This window comes from Amycolatopsis sp. NPDC023774 (assembly GCF_040639695.1).
GTDB lineage: Bacteria > Actinomycetota > Actinomycetes > Mycobacteriales > Pseudonocardiaceae > Amycolatopsis.
Genome location: NZ_JBFAAJ010000007.1, coordinates 25868 through 43960 on the forward strand (window position 1 = coordinate 25868; position 18093 = coordinate 43960).

Here is an 18093-nt window from a genome sequence, read left to right on the forward strand (position 1 = left end):
TCCTGGCTACTCGCCTGGCCGGACACCCCACAAGAGAAAACGGTATTCATCACCACTTCGGTGGATCACTCCCACCGGAACAGCCGCACGGCCAGCGCCGTCCCGCCCAGCGCGAACGCGGCCAGAGTGACGAACTGCAGAGGCTGAACGCCCGCGCCCACCCACGCGTCCTGCAATGGCTGCGTGCCCGGCGGCACGTACGCGCCGATCCGCTGGATCACCTCGGGCAGCAGCGGTCGCGGCAGGTACACGCCGCCGACGAACATGATCGGGAAGAACGCGATCATCGCGAACGCCGCCGCGGCCTTCGCCGTGCGGGCGATCGAAGCCGCGATGAGGCCGAGCGCGAACACCGACACCAGGCCCAGCAGCAGCGTCACGACGTAGGTCAGCGGGTGGCGCGGCAGCGGCACATCGAACGCGACGCGCGCGGTCACCAGCATCAGCCCGACGCCCGCGAGCGCCACCACGGCGTGGAGCACGAGCTGTGCCAGCAGCAGGAACGCGGGTGGCACCGGCGTGGTGGCGAGCCGGCGCAGCACGCCCTGCTCGCGGTAGCTCGCGACAGCCGCGGGGATCGACTGCAGGCCCAGCATCGCGAGCGCGACCACCACGAGCGACGGGACCCACAGGTCGATGAACCGATAACCACCGGTCACCTCGCTCGGTTCGCGCATACCGCGGATCGAGCCGACGCCGGCCAGCACCGCGGTCGGCAGCAGGATCCCGAACACCGCCCACATCGGCGTGCGGAGGAAGAGTTTCGCCTCGGTCGCGAGCAGCTTGGTGAAGGTGTGCACGGTCAGCTCCGTCCGGTCAGGGTGACGAAAGCGTCGTCCAAAGTGGATTTACCCGTGGTGGCACGGAGTTCGGCCGGGGTGCCGGTGGCGACGATCCGGCCGGCGGCGAACACGGCGACGCGGTCGCAGAGGCGCTCGGCCTCGTCCATGAAGTGCGTGACGAGCACGACGGTCACGCCGGCGTCGCGCACCCCGGTCACGAGCTGCCAGGTGTCGCGGCGCGAGTGCGGGTCGAGGCCGGTGGTGAGCTCGTCGAGGATGGCGACCTCAGGGTTGCCGACCAGCGCGAGCGCGATCGACAACCGCTGCCGCAGCCCGCCGGACAGCTTGCCGAACGCCGTGGTCCGGTGGTCCTCCAGGCGCAGCTGCCGCAGCAAGGCCCCGATATCGGCCGGGTACGGGTAGAACGCCGCGAACAGCTCCAGCGCCTCGGCCACCCGCAGCTTTTCGGGCAGCCGCGCGTCCTGCAGCTGCACGCCGATGTGCTGGTGCAGCCGAGCGATGTCCTTCGCGGGATCCAGGTCCAGCACGGAAATCGCGCCGGAGTCGGGCCGGCGCAGGCCCTGGAGGCATTCGACGGTGGTGGTCTTGCCGGCACCGTTGGTGCCGAGGATGCCGAAGATCTCGCCGCGCTCGACGGTGAACGAAACGCCGTCGACCGCGACCCGCTTGCCGTAGGTTTTCCGGAGCTCGGTGACTTCGATGAGTGGCATGCGAAAAACGCTAAAAGCGCGCGGTGTCCGGCAGAATGGCGCTGAAACCCCAGCTCAGGTGGGGTTTCGCTGACGCGGGGGTGGGGCTGGGCCCACCCCCTTACGGGAGCTTCGGCCAGTGCGCACGAGGGTCCGGCTCGGTCAGACTGCGGGAAAGGGGGTGGGGCGAATGGAATCCGTGCGGCGAGCGTTCGTCCTCGCCGGCCTCGCGCTGCTGAGCTGGGTCGACGCGCTCGTGGAGCTGCTCGCCTTCCTGCTGCTCTGCGTCGGGCTCGTGTTCTTCTTGACCCCCGCGATCGACTGGGCCCGCGCGCGCTCGGCGCGCACGCGGGAACTCGTCGGCCGGTGGTGTGAGATCGAGGTCGCGACACCGTACCGGCCGGCGCCGGCGGAGCCGGAACGCGAGCGCGACGGCTGGTATCGCGACGGCAACCAGCTCTACAAACGGGCGTGGTGGATCCGGTGGAACCGACGTTTCACGTGGATCATCGAGGATCCGGCGACGAGCCGCGAGCTCGGCTGGCAGGTGCTGAACCCGCCGTTCGCGCTGGGCACGGCTTTGCTCTCCGTGCTGGCCGGGCGCCACGCCCTGCGCTGGTACGGCCGCTGGACGCGCCATTGGCTCGGACCGCACCCGGCCGCCGACCCGGCCCGCAAGTGGTGGCTGCACCGCCACCTCGAGGCCGCGGGTCACCAGTTCGGCCTCCTCGCGCTGGCGTGCGTGCACCTCGTCTTCTCCGTCTGGCAGCTGGTGCTGATCATCGGCGCGGCTCCGATGACGGCGTCGCTCGTGGTCGGCTGCCGGACGATTACCGACACCCTGCGACGCGAGGCCGGGAACTGGACCGGCGTGCGCATCGACCGGCCGTACCTGCCGGCGCCCGGGCTGCCGGTGCCGCGCGCCGACGGGCTCTACCAGTTCGGCAAGCAGCTGTACGACGAGCCGTTCTGGCCGTTGCAGCGCGCCCGCACGCAGTGGGTCCTGCGCGACCGGGCCACCTGGCGCGACCTCGCCGGCGGCGCGCTGATCCCCCTGGCCTGTCTGGTGTTGACGCTCCCGACGGTCGCGTTGCTCGGCTGGGGCCTGACCGGGCTGGCGACGCTGTGGGTGTGGCGGCCGTTCGTGACGGCGTCGGACCAGCCGGTCCAGTGGTACCCGCTGCCCGAGGTGTCGACGCACCTCGGTGGGCTCGCACAGACGCCGCTCGTGTTCGCGCTGCTGATTGCGGGTCTGGCGCCGACGCCGTGGCTGGCCCGGCAGCAGGCCCGATCCGCGCGGGTGTGGCTCGGGCCGACGGAGGCGACCCGGTTGGCGCAGCGCGTGGCGCGACTGGACCAGTCGCGCAGCGACGTCACCGTGGCCCAGGCCGCCCAGCTGCGCCGCATCGAACGCGACCTGCACGACGGCATCCAGTCGCGGCTCGTGGCCATCGGCCTGAAGCTCGGCGCGGTCGAGGCACTGATCGACAGCGATCCCGAAGCGGCCAAACGGCTGGCAGCCGATCTGCGCACCGCGTCGGCCGAGGCGTTGACGGAGCTGCGGCTGCTCGTGCGCGGCATACACCCGCCGGTGCTGTCCGAACGCGGCCTGGTCGACGCCGTGCGCGCGGTCGCGCTCGACAGCCCGCTCAAGGTCGACGTGTCGGCCGACGTGCCCGGCCGCGTCGAACAGCCGGTGGAGGCGTGCGCGTACTTCGCCGTGTGCGAGCTGCTCGGCAATGCGGCGAAACACGCTGGCGCGAAACGGGTCTCTGTCTCGCTGACGCACTCCGACGGCCTGCTGCGCGTGGTCGTGACCGACGACGGCAGCGGCGGCGCCGAAGCCGCACGTGGCTCGGGACTTCGCGGAATCGAGCGCAGGGTGGGGCCTTTCGACGGTACGTTGAGCCTCACCAGCCCACCGGGCGGACCGACCGAGGCGATCCTGGAGGTGCCGTGCCAGACACTCCCGGAACCGGCGGCCCAGGAACCGGACCCGGCACCGGTCGGCCCAGAACCGTCGTCGCGGAAGACCAGTACCTCCTCCGAGACGGCCTGACCCACCTGCTGACCGCGCACGGCTTCGACGTCGTCGCCGCGGTCGGCTCCGGCCCGGAACTCGCCGCGGCACTGCGGGAACACCGGCCGGACGTGTCCGTTGTGGACGTTCGCATGCCCCCGACGAACACCGACGAAGGCCTGCAGGTGGCGCTCGCGGCCCGACGGGAAATGCCCGGCCTCCCGATCCTCGTGCTGTCACAACACGTCGAACAGCTCTACGCCCGAGAGCTGCTGGCCGACGGCACCGGCGCCGTCGGCTATCTGCTCAAGGACCGAGTGTTCAACGCCGAGCAGTTCGTCGACGCCGTGCGCCGCGTCGCCGCCGGCGGCACGGCCATGGACCCCGAGGTGATCGCGAAACTGGTCGCGGGCAACGCGAACGACCCGCTCGCGGCCCTGACCCCGCGCGAACGCGAGGTGCTGGAGCTCATGGCCGAGGGCTGCTCCAACGCCGCGATCGCCGCGCGCCTGCACTTCAGCGAGGGCGCCGTCGGCAAGCACACGGCCAACCTCTTCGCGAAGCTCGGTATCGCCGCCTCCGACGACACCAACCGCCGCGTGCTGGCCGTGCTCGCCTACCTCGGCTCCGCCTGAGGGCTCAGCCGCGCGAGACCCGCACCATCTCGTCGCGCTCCACGACCTTGATCCGCTCCCGGCCGTGCGGCTCGCCCAGCGACTTCTCGTGCGCGTCGAGCTTGCCCCAGCCTTCCCACGTGGTGAACGGGATCCCGCGCCCGGTCAGGAAGTCGAGAATCGCGTCGGGGGAGTCGTGCTTCGGCGACGCGAGGTTGTCGGCGTCGGCCAGCAGGCTCGCGACGGTCTCCGCCGCGTCGCCCTTCGTGTGGCCGATGAGGCCGATCGGGCCGCGCTTGATCCAGCCGGTGACGTAGACGCCGGGCAGCTGGTTCTCGTCGAGGTCCAGCACGCGTCCGGCCTGGTTCGGCACGACGCCCGCGACGTGGTCGAACGGGATCTCCGGCAGGTGCGACGACAGGTAGCCGACCGCGCGGTACACGGCCTGCACGTCCCAGTCGTGGAACTCGCCCGTGCCCCGCACGCCGCCTTCCCCGTCGTACTCGGTCCGCTCGGTGCGCAGGCCGGTCACGCGGCCGTCCTCGCCGAGCACCTCGGCGGGCGCGTGGAAGAAATGCAGGTGCAGCCGTTTGGGGCGCGTGCCCTCGTCGCGAATCGCCCACTCCTGCAAGGTCTTCACGACCATGTCGATCTGCTTCGACGCCCGCAGCGCGGTGATGCTGGCCTCGTCGAACTCCATGTCCTCGGGGTGCACGATCACCTCGACGTTCGGCGAGTGGTCGAGCTCGCGCAGCTCCAGCGGCGTGAACTTCGCCTGCGCCGGGCCGCGGCGGCCGAACACGTGCACGTCGGTGACCGGGCTGGCCTTCAGGCCCTCGTAGACGTTGGCCGGGATGTCGGTGGTGAGCAGCTCGTCGGCCGTCTTCGCAAGGATGCGGGCGACGTCGAGCGCCACGTTGCCGACGCCGAGCACGGCGACGGAGGTCGCGGTCAACGGCCAGGTCCGCGGCACGTCGGGGTGGCCGTCGTACCAGCTCACGAAGTCGGCGGCGCCGTGACTGCCCTCGAGGTCGGCGCCCGGGATGTCCAGCGGCCGGTCGGCCATCGCGCCGGTGGAGAAGATCACGGCGTCGTAGAACTCGCGCAGCTCGTCGAGCTTCAGGTCGGTGCCGTAGTCGACGTTGCCGAGCAGGCGGATGTTCGGGCGGTCGAGCACCTTGTGCAGGGCGGTGACGATGCCCTTGATCCGCGGGTGGTCGGGCGCGACGCCGTAGCGGATCAACCCGAACGGTGCGGGCATGCGCTCGAACAGGTCGACCTGCACGTCGGCGTCGGACTTGTCCAGGATGTCGGCGGCGTAGATACCGGCGGGGCCGGCGCCCACGACCGCTACGCGAAGGGATCGGCTCACCGTACCCACGGTAAGTTAGGCCTACCTAACTTTCACTGTGATCTGGCGTACGGTCCAACAGGTGGGAGCCGCAACTGTGCCGGTCGTACCAATCCGACCACAGTCACGGCCGCATGGTTTGCGTAGAGACGGCTACGTCTCGCTCGGGGGCCTACTTTTGGCCGGATCAGTAAGGTGGCCGCATGCGCGTACTCGTCGTCGACAACTACGACAGCTTCGTCTACAACTTGGTGCAGTACCTGGCGCAGCTCGGCGCCGAGTGCACGGTGTGGCGCAACGACGTGGTCGACCTCGAACGCGTCCCCGAGTTCGACGCCGTGCTGGTGTCGCCCGGCCCCGGCACGCCCGAGCGTGCCGGCCAGAGCATCGAGGTCATCGCGAAGTGCGCCGAGACGCGCACGCCGATGCTCGGGGTCTGCCTCGGCCACCAGGCGCTCGGCGTGCACTTCGGCGCGACCGTGGACCGCGCGCCCGAGCTGCTGCACGGCAAGACCAGCCGAGTCCGCCACGACGGCAAGGGCGTGCTCGCCGGCCTGCCCGACGGCTTCACCGCCACCCGCTACCACTCGCTGACCGTGCTGCCCGAGACGATCCGCGACGAGATCTTCGAGGTCACCGGCCGCACCGAATCCGGTGTGGTCATGGGCATGCGCCACCGCGAGCTGCCGCTGGAGGGCGTGCAGTTCCACCCCGAGTCCGTGCTCACCGAGGGCGGGCACCGGATGCTGGCCACGTGGCTCGCCTCGACCGGCCACCCCGTCGACCCGAAGGTGGTCGAAGAGCTGGAACGCGCCACGAAGACGCTGCAGAAGGCCGCCGCTGCGTGATCACCCCGCTGATCCGGCTCGCTGGGGTCGGTAAGCGGTACGGCGGCGGCGAGCTGGTGCTCGACGGCGTCGACCTGACCGTGCCCGCCGCGTGCGTGGTCGGGATCCTCGGTGCCAACGGCTCCGGGAAGTCCACGCTGCTGCGGATCCTGGCGGGCGTTTCGCGGGCGAGCCTCGGCTCGGTCGAGGGCACGCCGTCGATCGGCTACCTGCCCGACCGGTTCCCGGGCGGGCAGCGGCTGAGCGCGCGGTCGTACCTGCGGCATCTGGCGCGCATGCGCGGACTTGCCGACTTGTCGGCGATCGACCCGCTGCTGGAGCGGCTCGCGCTGGTCGGCGGGCCTGATGCCCAGCTGCGCACGCTCTCGAAGGGCAACGCGCAGAAGGTGGGCCTCGCGCAGGCCGTGCTCCCGCGGCCCGACCTGCTGATCCTCGACGAGCCGTGGTCGGGGCTGGACGGCGGCACGCACGCGGTGCTCGGCGAGCTGGTGGCCGAGACGCGGGCGCGCGGGGCGAGCGTCGTGTTCACCGACCACCGGCCGGCCGTCGTGCGCGAGCACGCCGATGCCGTTCACCGCATCGAAGGCGGCCGGCTCACGGCCGTGGGCGACCCCGCGGAAACCGAGCCCGCCACCCGCATCGTCCTGGCGGGTACCGGCACCGACTGGACCGCCGAACCCGGCGTGCGGCACGCGATCGCCGAGGGATCGCGCGTGGTCCTGACCGTCGACGCGACGAGCGCCGACGCCGTGCTCCTGCGCGCGCTGTCGGGCGGCTGGTCCGTGCGGGAGGTGGCGCCGTGCTCGCCGTGAGCCGCTATTACCTGGCTCTACTGGGCCATTCGCAGCGTTACCTGCCGGCGGTGCTGGCCTACCTCGCGCTTTCGGTGATCCTCTACTCCGACCCGCACTCGCCCGTGCTGCCGCTCTACGGCGTGAGCAGCGGCGCGCTGGTCGTCCTCGGCTGCTGGCTCACGATCGCGGTGCTCGACATCGAGGATCCGGTGCAGCGGCTCGTCACGCTCAGCCACGCGCGCAGTCGCCTGCGCACCATCGGCGGCGCGGTGCTGGCGGTGTTCGGCTGCCTGGTGGTGCTCACCGTGATCACGCTCGCGTGGTCGGCGATCAGGACGTGGCAGCTGAACTGGGACGCGTTCGGCGTCTGCCTGCTGGCCCTGCCGGCGAGCGGGCTGCTCGGGATCGCGATCGGCCTGCCGTGCTCGCGCCTGCTGGTCGGGCGCATCGGCTGGACGGTGCTCGCGGCCGTGCTCGCGCTCGGCCTGGTCCTGCTGGGCAAGTGGGTGCCCCTGGTCCACCCGCTGATCACGGCGCTGACCAACGGCGCGCCCTACGTCGGCGCGCTCGTCCTCGCCGTGGTCACCTCGGTGGTCGCGCTGGGCGTGAGCGCCGGTGTCGTCGGGTGGCTGGCGGGCCGGCGAGCCTGAACTCGGAGCCGTTGGCGCATGCTCCGAGGTTAATGTGCAAATTGCACATGGCAATTTCCGGTTCGGATCTTCCGGAGATCACCCCGAGCACGCTAATGTCTTGCCTTCACCCATGCGGGTGACGCCGGTCAGCAGCAAAACATTGCTGCGGAGAGAGCCCGCGGCGTCGGGAAACGCTCCGGCGCCGCGGGTGGGTCTACCGGTCCACCGGCATCCGTCGGCTGCACGACGCGCCCGTGCCGACGGCGGATGCCGGTGCCCGGCCGGAGCGATTGCACGCAGTTATGCGCAAATTGCCGTCAGCAGTGCGAGGAGCTGGTCTTCCTCCGCAGCAGCGCGTCGGTTACCCTCGCGCCGTCTGTTCACCCGTGAGGGGAGAGTCGTGACGGCTGGGATCGCCGCGATCACCGTGGCCGGCTCGGATGACGAGCTGCGCCAGCTCGCCTCGTGGCTGCGTTCCGAGGACGAGCTCCGCGACCGCGTCCGGCTGGCCGAGAGAGCCGTGTCGGGCGACGCGGCGGGCGACGCCGTGGTCGTGATGGTGAGCAGCCGGTCCGTGGGCACGCTGTGCCGCTCGCTGTTCGGCTGGCTGCGCAAGGGCCGCGGCGACGAACGCGTGCGGCTCAAGCTGAAGCGGTCCGGCGCCGTGGAGGAGCTGGACGTCGACTGCGGTTCGGGCAGCGATGTCGACACGGTGCTCGCGAGCGTCCGCGGATTCCTTGACCAGGACTGAGAAACTTCCGGGAAAAGCACAGGGCCCGCACGGAAAAGCGTGCGGGCCCTGTCGCGTTTCAGCGGGTGATCAATTGTGTCCCGGCGGCAAGCCGATTCCACCACCGCCGCCGGGGCTGCCCGACGTCGACGGAGTACCGCCGTCGTCCTGCTCCAGGATCGTCAGCGTGACGTTCTGCGTCGGCGAGATCGTCTCGCCGGCGTCCGGGCTGGTCCGGATGACCGTGCCCGGCTGGCCTGCGCCGAAATGCACCGACTGGACGTTGATGTTGCCCGACCAGCCCAGCTTCTGCAGTGACTGCGTGGCCTGGTCTTCGGTCTGACCGGTCAGGTCCGGCATCGTGATCTGCTGCGGGCCCTTGGAGACCGAAAGCGTGATCTTCGAACCCGGTGGGACCTGACCGCCGTTCGGCTGCTGGTTGACGACCTGCTCCTTCGGCTGGGTCGAGTCCACATCGGTGCGGGTGACCGTGAAGCCGAGGCCTTCGAGCTGCTTCTTCGCGTTGGCGTAGGTCTGGCCGGTCGTGTCCGGCACCTGCTTGAGCTGCAGATCGCCGCCGACGGTGATGTTCACCTTGGTGTCCTGGGCCGCCGTCGAGTTCGGGGTCGGGTCCTGCGAGATGACCTTGCCGACATCGTCCGCGTTGTCGACCGTCTTCGTGGTGACGTTGCCCAGCTGCAGGTGGGCCTGATCGAGAAGCGGGCCGACCTGGTCCGGGGTCTTGCCGGTCAGGTCCGGCACGATGGTCGAGTTGGGCCTGGCACCCACGTACAGCTGGATCTGCGTGGTCGTCGCGACGTTTTGGTTGGGGCTCGGGTCGATCGAGACGACCTTGTCGATCGAGTCGTCGCTGCAGGTCAGGCCTTTGGGGTTGGTGCTCGGGTCCGAGGCCCCGCAAATCACGTTCTTGTTCGGGGCGAACGAGGAGAAGCCCGCCGTTTGCAGGGTCGACTTCGCGACACCCGCCTGCTGGCCCACCACGTTCGGAATCGCCGCGGTGGTGGGCTCCGAGCGGAACGAGCCGTTGAGCCACATGATCAGCAGGATCACACCGGCCACGAGCAGCGCGGCGACGATCGCCAGGATCGTGCGGTTGCGGCGCTTGGCCTTCGGGTCCTCATCCGGCTCGTCGGCGTACTCCTCGTAACGCTGGGGCTGACGGCGGTCCTGGTTCATCACCTGGGTGCGCTCGTCCTCCGACATCACCATCGGAGCGGACGGGCGCTGGCCCGAGAGCGTGCGCACGAGGTCCGAGCGCATCTCGGCGGCCGACTGGTAGCGGTTGGCCGGGCCCTTCGCCAGCGCCTTGAGCACCACGGCGTCGAGCTCCGGCGTCACCGCCGGGTTCACCGACGACGGCGGGTTCGGGTCCTCCCGCACATGCTGGTACGCCACCGCCACCGGCGAGTCACCCGTGAACGGTGGCTCCCCGGTGACGAGCTCGTAGAGCACACAGCCGGCCGCGTATACGTCGGAACGCGCGTCGACGGCTTCACCGCGCGCCTGCTCCGGCGAGAGGTACTGCGCGGTGCCGATCACGGCGGCCGTCTGCGTCATCGCCGACTGGCCGTCGTGCATCGCGCGGGCGATGCCGAAGTCCATCACCTTGACGGCGCCGTTCTTCGTGATCATCACGTTGGCGGGCTTCACGTCGCGGTGCACGATGCCGTGGCGGTGGGAGAAGTCCAGTGCCGCGCAGACGTCGGCCATGACCTCCATGGCCCGCTTCTGCGACATCGGGCCCTCGGTCTTCACGATGTCGCGAAGGGTCCGGCCCTCGACGTACTCCATGACGATGTAGGGCAGGTTCCCGAAGTCGGTGTTGGCCTCACCGGTGTCGTAGACCGCCACGATCGCCGGGTGGTTGAGGGCGGCCGCGTTCTGCGCCTCGCGGCGGAAGCGTTCCTGGAACTGGGGGTCGCGGGCGAGGTCCGCGCGCAGGACCTTGATCGCGACTTCCCGGCCCAGACGCACGTCGTGTCCGTGATGGACCTCGGACATACCTCCGTAGCCGAGCGTCTCGCCCAGCTCGTACCGATTGGAGAGCAGTCTGGGTGTGCTCATCTCTGTGTGCCGTTCCATTCCGTCCAAGGTGTGGTCATGATGCCTTGCAGGCCCTGCTTCTCGCTCGCACCCGGTTGGGCGGGTCCGCCTGCGGTCGGTCCTCCCGCGCGGCCGGTCGGCTCGATCGGCGCCGGTCTGCCCGTGTCCACGCTTCTCGGTGGCTGTCCGTTGCCGGTGCCCACCACTTTGGCTATGACGAACGCCGCTGCCACGATCACGGCGACCACGATCACCGCCAGCAGCACCCACCAGCCCCACTGGCTCTTCCGCCGCGGCACGGGCGGGTGCACGGCGTGCACCGAACCCGGCGACAGCGGCGGGAACCCGGGGTTGGAACCAGGACCGATGGGCACGTGGGGGAGCTCGCCGGCCTGCGGCATCCCGGGGGGCGGCAACGGCGGGACCTGGCCGGCCGCGTAAGCGGCGTTGACCAGGCCGAGCGGCGTCGGCAGGGGGTGCCCGGCGCGGACGGCCGCGACGGCGGCGGCGAACTCGCCGCCGCTCGCGTAGCGCTGGCGGGGGTCCTTGACCAGGGTGGCCTCGATGACCGCGCGCGCACCCGGCGGCACGTCGGGCGGCAGCGGCGGCGGGATCTCGCGGATGTGCATCATGGCGACGCTCACCGCGTTCTCCGAAAGGAACGGCCGGTGGCCAGCGAGGCACTCGTAGCCGCACACGGCGAGCGAGTAGACGTCGCTGGCCGGTTCGGCGTCGTGGCCCAGTGCCTGCTCGGGTGCGATGTAGTGGGCCGTGCCCATGACCATGCCCGAACGCGTGACCGGGGCGGCGTGCGCGGCTTTGGCCACACCGAAGTCGGTGATCTTCACCTGGCCGGCCGGCGTGACGAGGATGTTGCCCGGCTTCACGTCGCGGTGCACCAGGCCCTGCTCGTGCGCGGCCTGGAGCGCCGTGCCGGCCTGCTCCAGCAGGTCGAGTGTGTAGTCGGCCGAGAGGCGCCCGTGTTTGGCGAGGATGCCCGCGAGCGGGTCGCCCTCCACGAACTCCATGACCAGGTACGCGATGGGCAGCGCGTCTTCCTCTTTGCCGCCCTCGGTTCCGGCGAACGTCTCGCCGTAGTCGTGCACCGCCGCGATCCCGGCGTGGTTGAGCGACGCCGTCATCCGCGCCTCGGTCCGGAACCGGTGCAGGAACTCGGCGTCGCCGGAGAGCTCGGCCTTCAGCACCTTCACCGCGACGACCCGGTCGAGCCGGGTGTCGCTGGCCTGCCAAACCTCGCCCATCCCGCCGACTGCGATCCGGTTCGTCAGCTTGTAGCGCTCGGCCAGCAGCTGACCCGAGGACAGCATCGGCTACCCACCCCCGAGGCGCGCGGCGATGGCGGCCCGGCCGATCTCGGCGGCGACGGAGCCACCGGTCGCGGCGAGCCCGCGGTTGCCGCCGTTCTCGACGATGACCGACACGGCGATCTGCGGGTTGTCCGAAGGCGCGAACGCGGTGTACCACGCGTGCGGCGGCGTGTTCTTCGAGTCGGTGCCGTGCTCGGCGGTGCCGGTCTTCGACGCGATCTTCAGCGCCGGGTCCTTGCCCTTGCCCGCGGTGAAGCCCTCCGACGCGATCATCATCTGCGTGAGGATCTGGTCGTTCTCCGGCGACAGCGCCGGCGTGCCGGTGAGCTGCTCCGGGTCGGTGTCCTCGATCGTCGAGAGGTCCGGCGCCAGGATCGACTGCACGAGCTGCGGCTTCATCGCCATGCCGCCGTTGGCGACGGTCGCGGCGAGCAGGCAGTCCTGCAGCGGCGTGAGCCGAACGTCGCGCTGGCCGATGCCGCTCTGGTAGAGCGCGCCCTGCGAGTCGAGCGCGCCGACGGTGGACGGCGCCACCTTCATCGGCACGGTGAGGTCGGTCTGGCCGATGCCGAAGTTCGCGGCCGTGGCCTTCATCTTGTCGGCGCCGAGCTGGCCCGCGAACGTCGCGAACGGCACGTTGCACGAGTGCGCCAGCGCGTCCTTGAACGTGTTGCCGGGGCAGGTCTCGCCGGCGTAGTTCTCGAGCGTGGTGTTGGTGCCCGGCAGCTTGACGTTCGGCGCGGTGTTGATCACGGTGTCGGGGCCGATGCCGGCCTCGAGCGCGGCCGAGGCGGTGACCAGCTTGAACGTGGACCCCGGTGGGTAGGTCTCCGAGATCGCCCGGTTCAGCATCGGGTTCTTCGGGTCCTTGGAGTAGTTGGCCCAGGCCGTGTTCTGGTCCTTGCCGTGCGACGCCAGCGTGTTCGGGTCGTACGACGGAGTGGACACCATCGCGAGGATGCGACCCGTCTTCGGCTCCATCGCCACCACGGCGCCGGTGTAGCCGTGCTGCGTCATCAGGTCGTACGCGGCCTTCTGCACCTTCGGGTCGATCGTGAGCTTCACGTTGCCGCCGCGCGGGTCGCGCCCGGTGACCATGTCCGACAGGCGGCGCACGAACAGCCGTGGATCGGAACCGTTGAGCACGTCGTCCTCGGCGCGCTCGAGGCCGCCGGCGCCGTAGTTGATCGAGTAGAACCCGGTGACGGGCGCGTACATCGGGCCGTCGGTGTAGGTGCGCGTGAACTTGAACTTGTCGCTGGACGCCTTCACGCCGGCCAGCACCACGCCGTCGGGCGTGACGATCTGGCCGCGTTGGCGCGAGTACTCGTCGTAGAGCACGCGCTGGTTACGCGAGTCGGTGCGGTAGTCGTCAGCCTTCACGACCTGGATGTAGGTGTCGTTCGCAAGCAACAGGACGATCATCACGAGCATCGCCATGCCGACCTTGCGCAGGGGAGTGTTCACGCGGTCCTCCCGTCACCGTTCGGGCTGCCACCGGCCGGCGGCCGCTGCACCAGCACGGTGCGCGCCTCGGCGATCGGGGCCTGGGGTTGCTGCGGTTTCGCGCGCTTGGCCGGCTTGCGCGCGGCGTCGGAGATGCGCAGCAACAGCGCGACGAGGATGTAGTTCGCCAGCAGCGACGAACCACCCTGGGACAGGAACGGCGCCGTGATACCGGTTTCCGGGATCAGCGCCGTGACGCCGCCGACGACCACGAAGATCTGCATCACCATCGTGAAGGCGAGCCCGCCGCCGAGCAGCTTGCCGAACGTGTCGCGCACGGCCAGCGCGCTGCGCATGCCGCGCATCGCGATCAGCAGGTACAGCATCAGCACGGCAGCCAGGCCGATGAAGCCCAGCTCCTCGCCGATCGAGGCGGTGATGAAGTCGGTGCTCGCCGCAGGCACGATGTCCGGCCGCCCCGCGCCGAGACCGGTTCCGCCGACCCCGCCCGTGCCGAGCCCGAACAGGCCCTGCGCGAGCTGGTAGGAGCCGCCGAGCTCGTCGTAGCGCGGGCCCAGCGGGTTGAGCCAGTTCTCCACGCGCTGCTGGACGTGCGTGAAGAGGTTGTAGGCGATGATGCAGCCGCCGATGAAGAACGTGAGCCCGACGACGACCCAGATCACGCGCTCGGTCGCGACATAGAGCATGACGAGGATGATGCTGAAGTAGAGCAGCGACGTGCCGAGGTCCTTCTCGAACACGAGGATGCCGATGCTCGCCGCGGCGGCGATGAGGATCGGGCCCAGGTCGCGGGCGCGCGGCAGCTCCACGCCGAGGACCTTCTTGCCCGCCACCATGAACAAGTCGCGTTTGGACACCAGGAACGACGCGAAGAAGATCATCAGCAGGATCTTCGCGAACTCACCGGGCTGGATCGAGAAGAACGGCAGCTTGAGCCAGACCTTCGCGCCGTTGACCTCGGACAGGCTCGACGGCAGCACCGCGGGCAGCGCCAGCGCGGCGATGCCGATCAGGCCGAAGGTGTAGCCGTAGCGCGTGAGGGTGCGGTGGTCGTTGACCACGATCAGCACGACCACGAACAGCGCCAGCGAGATGACCGTGAACAGCACCTGCTTGGTCACTTCGGGGCTGTACTCGCTGCCCCTCTGCGCCGCCTGCTCGGCTTCGGCCAGGTCGAGGCGGTGGATCATCACCAACCCGATGCCGTTGAGCAGCGCGACGCACGGCAGCAGCACCGGGTCGGCATACGGCGCCCAGCGGCGCACGGCGAGGTGCGCGGCCGTGAGAACACCGAGGTAGGCGAGGCCCAGCCACAGGATCGAGAGCGTGAGCTCCTGCTCCTGGTTGGCCTCCACGAGCACGAGCGCGAGGGTGACGATGAACGCGGCGAACGCCAGCAGCAACAGCTCGGTGCCCCGGCGCTTGGGCAGCTCCCGGGGCGGATTGGTCGCGAACTGGGCCGATAACGGGTCGGCCAGGGGCTGACCCATCAGTTACCGCCTCCTGTCGGCGCCGTACTCGACGCCGAGCAGTCCCTCCCCGCAGGCTGGTTCGCCGACGAAGACGCGCCGCTGGAAGGCGGCGGAACAGCGCTGCTCGACGACGCCGGCGGACCGCCGGGAGCCGTCGGCACGCCGGAAGTGGTGCCGGGGGTGGCCGGCGGGCAGTCGGACAGCTGCTTGCGCAGGCGCAGGAAGTCGTCGATGTACGTGCGCGCGTCGTCGAGGCTGTCGCGCTTCACGCCGTTCTGCACGGCGATGCGCGCGTCCTCCTGCAGAGCAGGCACACGCAGCTTGTCGGTGCACAGCGTCCCCGGCGGGCACGAGCCCTGCTCGAACGAGTGCAGCTGAATGCCGAGGATGCTCCCCGGCACCCCGCGGTAGATCACGACCTCCTGGTCGGGACCCTCGCCCACGTAGTACTGGCTGAGCACGAAGTAGCGGGTCGCGATCGCGGCCGCGGCCAGCACGATCAGCACCACGACGGCGCCGACGAGCCAGCGGAACCGCTTGCGGCGCTTGGCCTTCGGATCCTCCTCGAACGACTGCGGCTCGGGCCGCGGCTGAGGGGGCGGCTGCGTGAGCGCCCGGGCCCGCGCGGCCGGCGAGTCGCCCTGGTGCTGCTCGTCGCTGCCGTCACCGGCGGCGCCGCCCACGATCGGTGCGTCGTCACCGAAGTCGACGTCGACCACGTCGGCGATGATCACGGTGACGTTGTCCGTACCACCGCCCTTGAGGGCGAGCTCGATCATCCGGTCCGCGCAGTCCTGCGGGTCCGCGATGCGGATGGCCTCGGACATCGTCTCGTCGGAGACCATGCCGGACAGACCGTCGGAACAGATGAGGTACCGGTCACCGGGACGCGCTTCGCGCACGGTGAGACTCGGCTCGACCTCGTGCCCGGTAAGCGCCTTGAGTAGCAGCGAACGCTGCGGGTGCACCGCGGCCTCCTCGGCCGTGATGCGGCCCTGCTCCAGCAGCTCGTTGACGAAGCTGTCGTCGCGGGTGATCTGCGTGAACTGGCCGCCGCGCAACAGGTACGCGCGGGAGTCGCCGACGTGCACGAGCCCCAGGCGGTTGCCCGCGAAGAGCACGGCGGTGAGCGTGGTGCCCATGCCGTCGAGATCGGGATCCTGGGAAACGAGCTCGGCGATGGCCGCGTTGCCGTTGGTCACGGCCTCGCGGAGCTGACCGAGCAGGTCGTCGCCCGGCTCGTCGTCGTCGAGCGGGGCGAGTGAGGCGATGACGACCTTGCTGGCCACCTCACCGGCCGCGTGGCCGCCCATACCGTCGGCGAGCGCGAGGAGGCGAGGGCCGGCGTACACGGAGTCCTGGTTGTTCGAACGAACCAGGCCCCGGTCGCTGCGGGCCGCGTAGCGGAGGACGAGAGTCATGGGCGAAGCTCGATCACCGTCTTGCCGATCCGGATGGGGACTCCGAGCGGGACCCGGAGGGGTGCAGTGACCTTAGCCCGGTCGAGGTAGGTCCCGTTCGTCGAGCCCAGATCTTCCACGTACCAGTCCTCCCCGCGCAGGGCAATGCGGGCGTGGCGGGTCGATGCGTAGTCGTCGTCGAGCACCAGCGTCGAGTCGTCGGCGCGGCCGATCAGGATCGGCCGGCCGTCGAGCGCGATGCGGGTGCCCGCCAGCGCCCCGTGGGTCACCAGGAGCTGCTGCGGGGCCTTGCTGCCCCGCGGCTTCTTCTCCTTGTTCCGCCGAAACGACGGCACCTGCACCCGCAGGCCGGACGCGGCGTAGAGATCCGAACGGACGACCCGCAGGGCGGCGAACACGAAGAGCCAGAGCAGCACGAGAAAGCCCACTCTGGTGAGTTGAACGACCAGCTCTGGCACTTGTTGTGTCCGCTCCCGACTCTGCCTGCAAGCCGCGGCGCGCGCGCACCGCGGATCCCCCCGCAAGACAATTCTGCGGGAACCCCGTCACCGGCCTCTGCTCAGCCCTGGGTTCGGAACACCAACGAAGAGTGACCCACCCGGATGACGTCCCCGTCGGCCAGCTGCCACGTCTGCACCGGAGTCCCGTTCACGGTCGTGCCGTTGGTGGACCCGATGTCGGCGAGCGTGGCGCTCTGGCCGTCCCAGGTGATCTCCAGGTGCCGGCGCGACACCCCGGTGTCGGGGAGGCGGAAGTCGGCGTCCTGGCCGCGGCCCACGACGTTGCCGCCCTGCTTCAGCGAGTACGTCCGGTTCGAGCCGTCGTCCAGCTGCAGGCTCGCGGCGAGCGCGCGACCGGCCGCCGCGGGAGCGGGCTGGCCGTAACCGGGCTGCTGGGCGTACGGGTCGGCCGGGGCCTGGCCGTAGCCGGGCTGCTGGGCGTACGGGTCCGCCGCCGGCTGGCCGTAGCCGCCGCCCTGCTGCGGCTGGCCGTACTGGTCGTAGCCGCCCTGCTGGGGCTGCCCGTAGCCCTGGTCGTAACCGCCCTGCTGGCCGTAGCCGCCACCCTGCTGCGGCTGGCCGTACTGGTCGTAGCCGCCCTGCTGGGGCTGCCCGTAGCCCTGGTCGTAACCACCCTGCTGGTAGCCCTGGTCGTAGCCGGGCTGCGCGGCCCCGCCCTGCTGGGGCTGGCCGTACTGGTCGTAGCCGGGCTGCTGGCCGTAACCCTGCTGCTCGTAACCGCCCTGCTGGCCATAGCCCTGGTCGTACCCGGGCTGCTGGCCACCCTGCTGTCCGTAGCCGTACTGGCCCTGCTGGCCGTACGGGTCACCCTGGTCGTATTGGCCGTATCCGGGGGGCTGGCTCATTGCTGGGTCTCCTGCGTTGCTGGGTCGTGCCGACCGTGACGAGCCACCGGGTCCACTCGCGTGGGCGTCGGGATCGACGGACGAACGGGTCTTGAACTGTCCAGTATGCAGCGCCTCGTTGCGCTCGAGTGATACGACGACGTCACCATAGGTCTCCCAGCCGTGCTCGGCGAGGTGTTCGCCCACAGCTTGTGCGAGAACCGCAGTGACCCGCTGCTCGTCACCGGCCATCCGATCGTGGTCAGCCTGCCCCAAGGACACGATGTAGTGATTCGGGGCGAGCTGCCGACCTCCTGCCAGCTCACGAACGTTTTCCTCGCCTTCCCGCTCGAGCGCCACCGCCACTTCCTGCGTGACGACGTTGCCACCGAACATGCGCGCGAAGGTGTTCCCCACGAGGTTCTCGAGACGCCTGTCGAAGCGCTCTACCCGACCCACCTGGGGTGACCTCCTCGCACGTGTGCTTCCGCACCGATCCTATCCGGGAGAGGAAG

At 70.2% G+C, this 18093-nt stretch carries 16 protein-coding genes; 6 read left to right on the forward strand and 10 right to left on the reverse strand.

Annotated elements, in window-relative coordinates; genetic code table 11:
- Positions 1-65 precede the first annotated feature (65 nt).
- Together AB0F91_RS17705 and AB0F91_RS17710 are read right to left on the reverse strand one after the other, a co-directional pair.
- Positions 66-800: an ABC transporter permease gene (locus AB0F91_RS17705; protein WP_360598602.1), complete on the reverse strand. Its 735-nt coding sequence runs from the start codon at positions 798-800 to the stop codon at positions 66-68.
- Between the two features lie 2 nt (positions 801-802).
- Positions 803-1513, reverse strand: coding sequence for an ABC transporter ATP-binding protein (locus AB0F91_RS17710; protein ID WP_360598603.1), 711 nt, complete (start codon positions 1511-1513; stop codon positions 803-805).
- A 169-nt stretch (positions 1514-1682) separates the two neighbouring features.
- On the opposite strand from AB0F91_RS17710, the gene AB0F91_RS17715 reads away from it, so the two are divergent.
- Entirely contained in the window at positions 1683-3551 is a 1869-nt protein-coding gene (locus tag AB0F91_RS17715) for a histidine kinase (RefSeq protein WP_360598604.1), read from the forward strand.
- Complete coding sequence (locus tag AB0F91_RS17720; protein ID WP_360598835.1) at positions 3548-4147, forward strand: response regulator transcription factor; 600 nt, start codon at positions 3548-3550, stop codon at positions 4145-4147. The genes AB0F91_RS17715 and AB0F91_RS17720 overlap by 4 nt, the downstream gene beginning before the upstream one ends.
- A gap of 4 nt (positions 4148-4151) precedes the next feature.
- Here AB0F91_RS17720 and AB0F91_RS17725 read toward each other — a convergent pair whose 3' ends face one another.
- Positions 4152-5471, reverse strand: a complete 1320-nt coding sequence (locus AB0F91_RS17725) for an FAD-dependent oxidoreductase (RefSeq protein WP_360598836.1) — start codon at positions 5469-5471, stop codon at positions 4152-4154.
- A gap of 209 nt (positions 5472-5680) precedes the next feature.
- On the opposite strand from AB0F91_RS17725, the gene AB0F91_RS17730 reads away from it, so the two are divergent.
- The 4 genes from AB0F91_RS17730 to AB0F91_RS17745 all read left to right on the forward strand — a co-directional run bounded on the left by AB0F91_RS17730 (position 5681) and on the right by AB0F91_RS17745 (position 8502).
- Positions 5681-6325, forward strand: coding sequence for an aminodeoxychorismate/anthranilate synthase component II (locus AB0F91_RS17730; protein WP_360598605.1), 645 nt, complete (start codon positions 5681-5683; stop codon positions 6323-6325).
- Positions 6325-7137 carry an ABC transporter ATP-binding protein gene (locus tag AB0F91_RS17735; protein WP_360598837.1) on the forward strand — a complete coding sequence of 271 codons (813 nt, stop codon included), beginning with the start codon at positions 6325-6327 and terminating at the stop codon, positions 7135-7137. The genes AB0F91_RS17730 and AB0F91_RS17735 overlap by 1 nt, the downstream gene beginning before the upstream one ends.
- A complete protein-coding gene (locus AB0F91_RS17740) occupies positions 7125-7769 on the forward strand; it encodes a hypothetical protein (RefSeq protein WP_360598606.1) in 645 nt (214 codons plus the stop codon). The genes AB0F91_RS17735 and AB0F91_RS17740 overlap by 13 nt, the downstream gene beginning before the upstream one ends.
- Positions 7770-8151: 382 nt before the next feature.
- On the forward strand, positions 8152-8502 hold the full coding sequence (locus AB0F91_RS17745; RefSeq protein WP_360598607.1) for a hypothetical protein: 351 nt from the start codon (positions 8152-8154) through the stop codon (positions 8500-8502).
- A gap of 69 nt (positions 8503-8571) precedes the next feature.
- On the opposite strand, the gene pknB is transcribed toward AB0F91_RS17745, so the two are convergent.
- The 7 genes from pknB to AB0F91_RS17780 form a co-directional block, all read right to left on the reverse strand.
- On the reverse strand, positions 8572-10566 hold the full coding sequence (gene pknB, locus AB0F91_RS17750) for a Stk1 family PASTA domain-containing Ser/Thr kinase (RefSeq protein ID WP_360598608.1): 1995 nt from the start codon (positions 10564-10566) through the stop codon (positions 8572-8574).
- Positions 10563-11873 carry a serine/threonine-protein kinase gene (locus tag AB0F91_RS17755; protein ID WP_360598609.1) on the reverse strand — a complete coding sequence of 437 codons (1311 nt, stop codon included), beginning with the start codon at positions 11871-11873 and terminating at the stop codon, positions 10563-10565. Before AB0F91_RS17755 ends, pknB begins: the two co-directional genes overlap by 4 nt.
- 3 nt (positions 11874-11876) lie before the next feature.
- Positions 11877-13340: a penicillin-binding transpeptidase domain-containing protein gene (locus AB0F91_RS17760; RefSeq protein ID WP_360598610.1), complete on the reverse strand. Its 1464-nt coding sequence runs from the start codon at positions 13338-13340 to the stop codon at positions 11877-11879.
- Positions 13337-14830 carry an FtsW/RodA/SpoVE family cell cycle protein gene (locus AB0F91_RS17765; protein ID WP_360598611.1) on the reverse strand — a complete coding sequence of 498 codons (1494 nt, stop codon included), beginning with the start codon at positions 14828-14830 and terminating at the stop codon, positions 13337-13339. Before AB0F91_RS17765 ends, AB0F91_RS17760 begins: the two co-directional genes overlap by 4 nt.
- Positions 14830-16233, reverse strand: a complete 1404-nt coding sequence (locus AB0F91_RS17770; protein WP_360598612.1) for a PP2C family serine/threonine-protein phosphatase — start codon at positions 16231-16233, stop codon at positions 14830-14832. The genes AB0F91_RS17765 and AB0F91_RS17770 overlap by 1 nt, the downstream gene beginning before the upstream one ends.
- The gene (locus tag AB0F91_RS17775; protein ID WP_037718919.1) at positions 16230-16691 is read right to left on the reverse strand and encodes an FHA domain-containing protein; all 462 of its coding nucleotides are present in this window, start codon (positions 16689-16691) and stop codon (positions 16230-16232) included. The genes AB0F91_RS17770 and AB0F91_RS17775 overlap by 4 nt, the downstream gene beginning before the upstream one ends.
- A 101-nt stretch (positions 16692-16792) precedes the next feature.
- Positions 16793-18037, reverse strand: coding sequence for a DUF3662 and FHA domain-containing protein (locus AB0F91_RS17780; protein WP_360598613.1), 1245 nt, complete (start codon positions 18035-18037; stop codon positions 16793-16795).
- Positions 18038-18093: the final 56 nt, after the last annotated feature.

What these genes read in the sequence shown, in the direction of transcription:
- pknB (WP_360598608.1), bottom strand. Translation starts at nt 10,566, where the DNA reads ATGAGCACACCCAGACTGCTCTCCAATCGGTACGAGCTGGGCGAGACG.
- AB0F91_RS17730 (WP_360598605.1), top strand. Translation starts at nt 5,681, where the DNA reads ATGCGCGTACTCGTCGTCGACAACTACGACAGCTTCGTCTACAACTTG.
- AB0F91_RS17765 (WP_360598611.1), bottom strand. Translation starts at nt 14,830, where the DNA reads ATGGGTCAGCCCCTGGCCGACCCGTTATCGGCCCAGTTCGCGACCAAT.
- AB0F91_RS17755 (WP_360598609.1), bottom strand. Translation starts at nt 11,873, where the DNA reads ATGCTGTCCTCGGGTCAGCTGCTGGCCGAGCGCTACAAGCTGACGAAC.
- AB0F91_RS17710 (WP_360598603.1), bottom strand. Translation starts at nt 1,513, where the DNA reads ATGCCACTCATCGAAGTCACCGAGCTCCGGAAAACCTACGGCAAGCGG.
- AB0F91_RS17770 (WP_360598612.1), bottom strand. Translation starts at nt 16,233, where the DNA reads ATGACTCTCGTCCTCCGCTACGCGGCCCGCAGCGACCGGGGCCTGGTT.
- AB0F91_RS17715 (WP_360598604.1), top strand. Translation starts at nt 1,683, where the DNA reads ATGGAATCCGTGCGGCGAGCGTTCGTCCTCGCCGGCCTCGCGCTGCTG.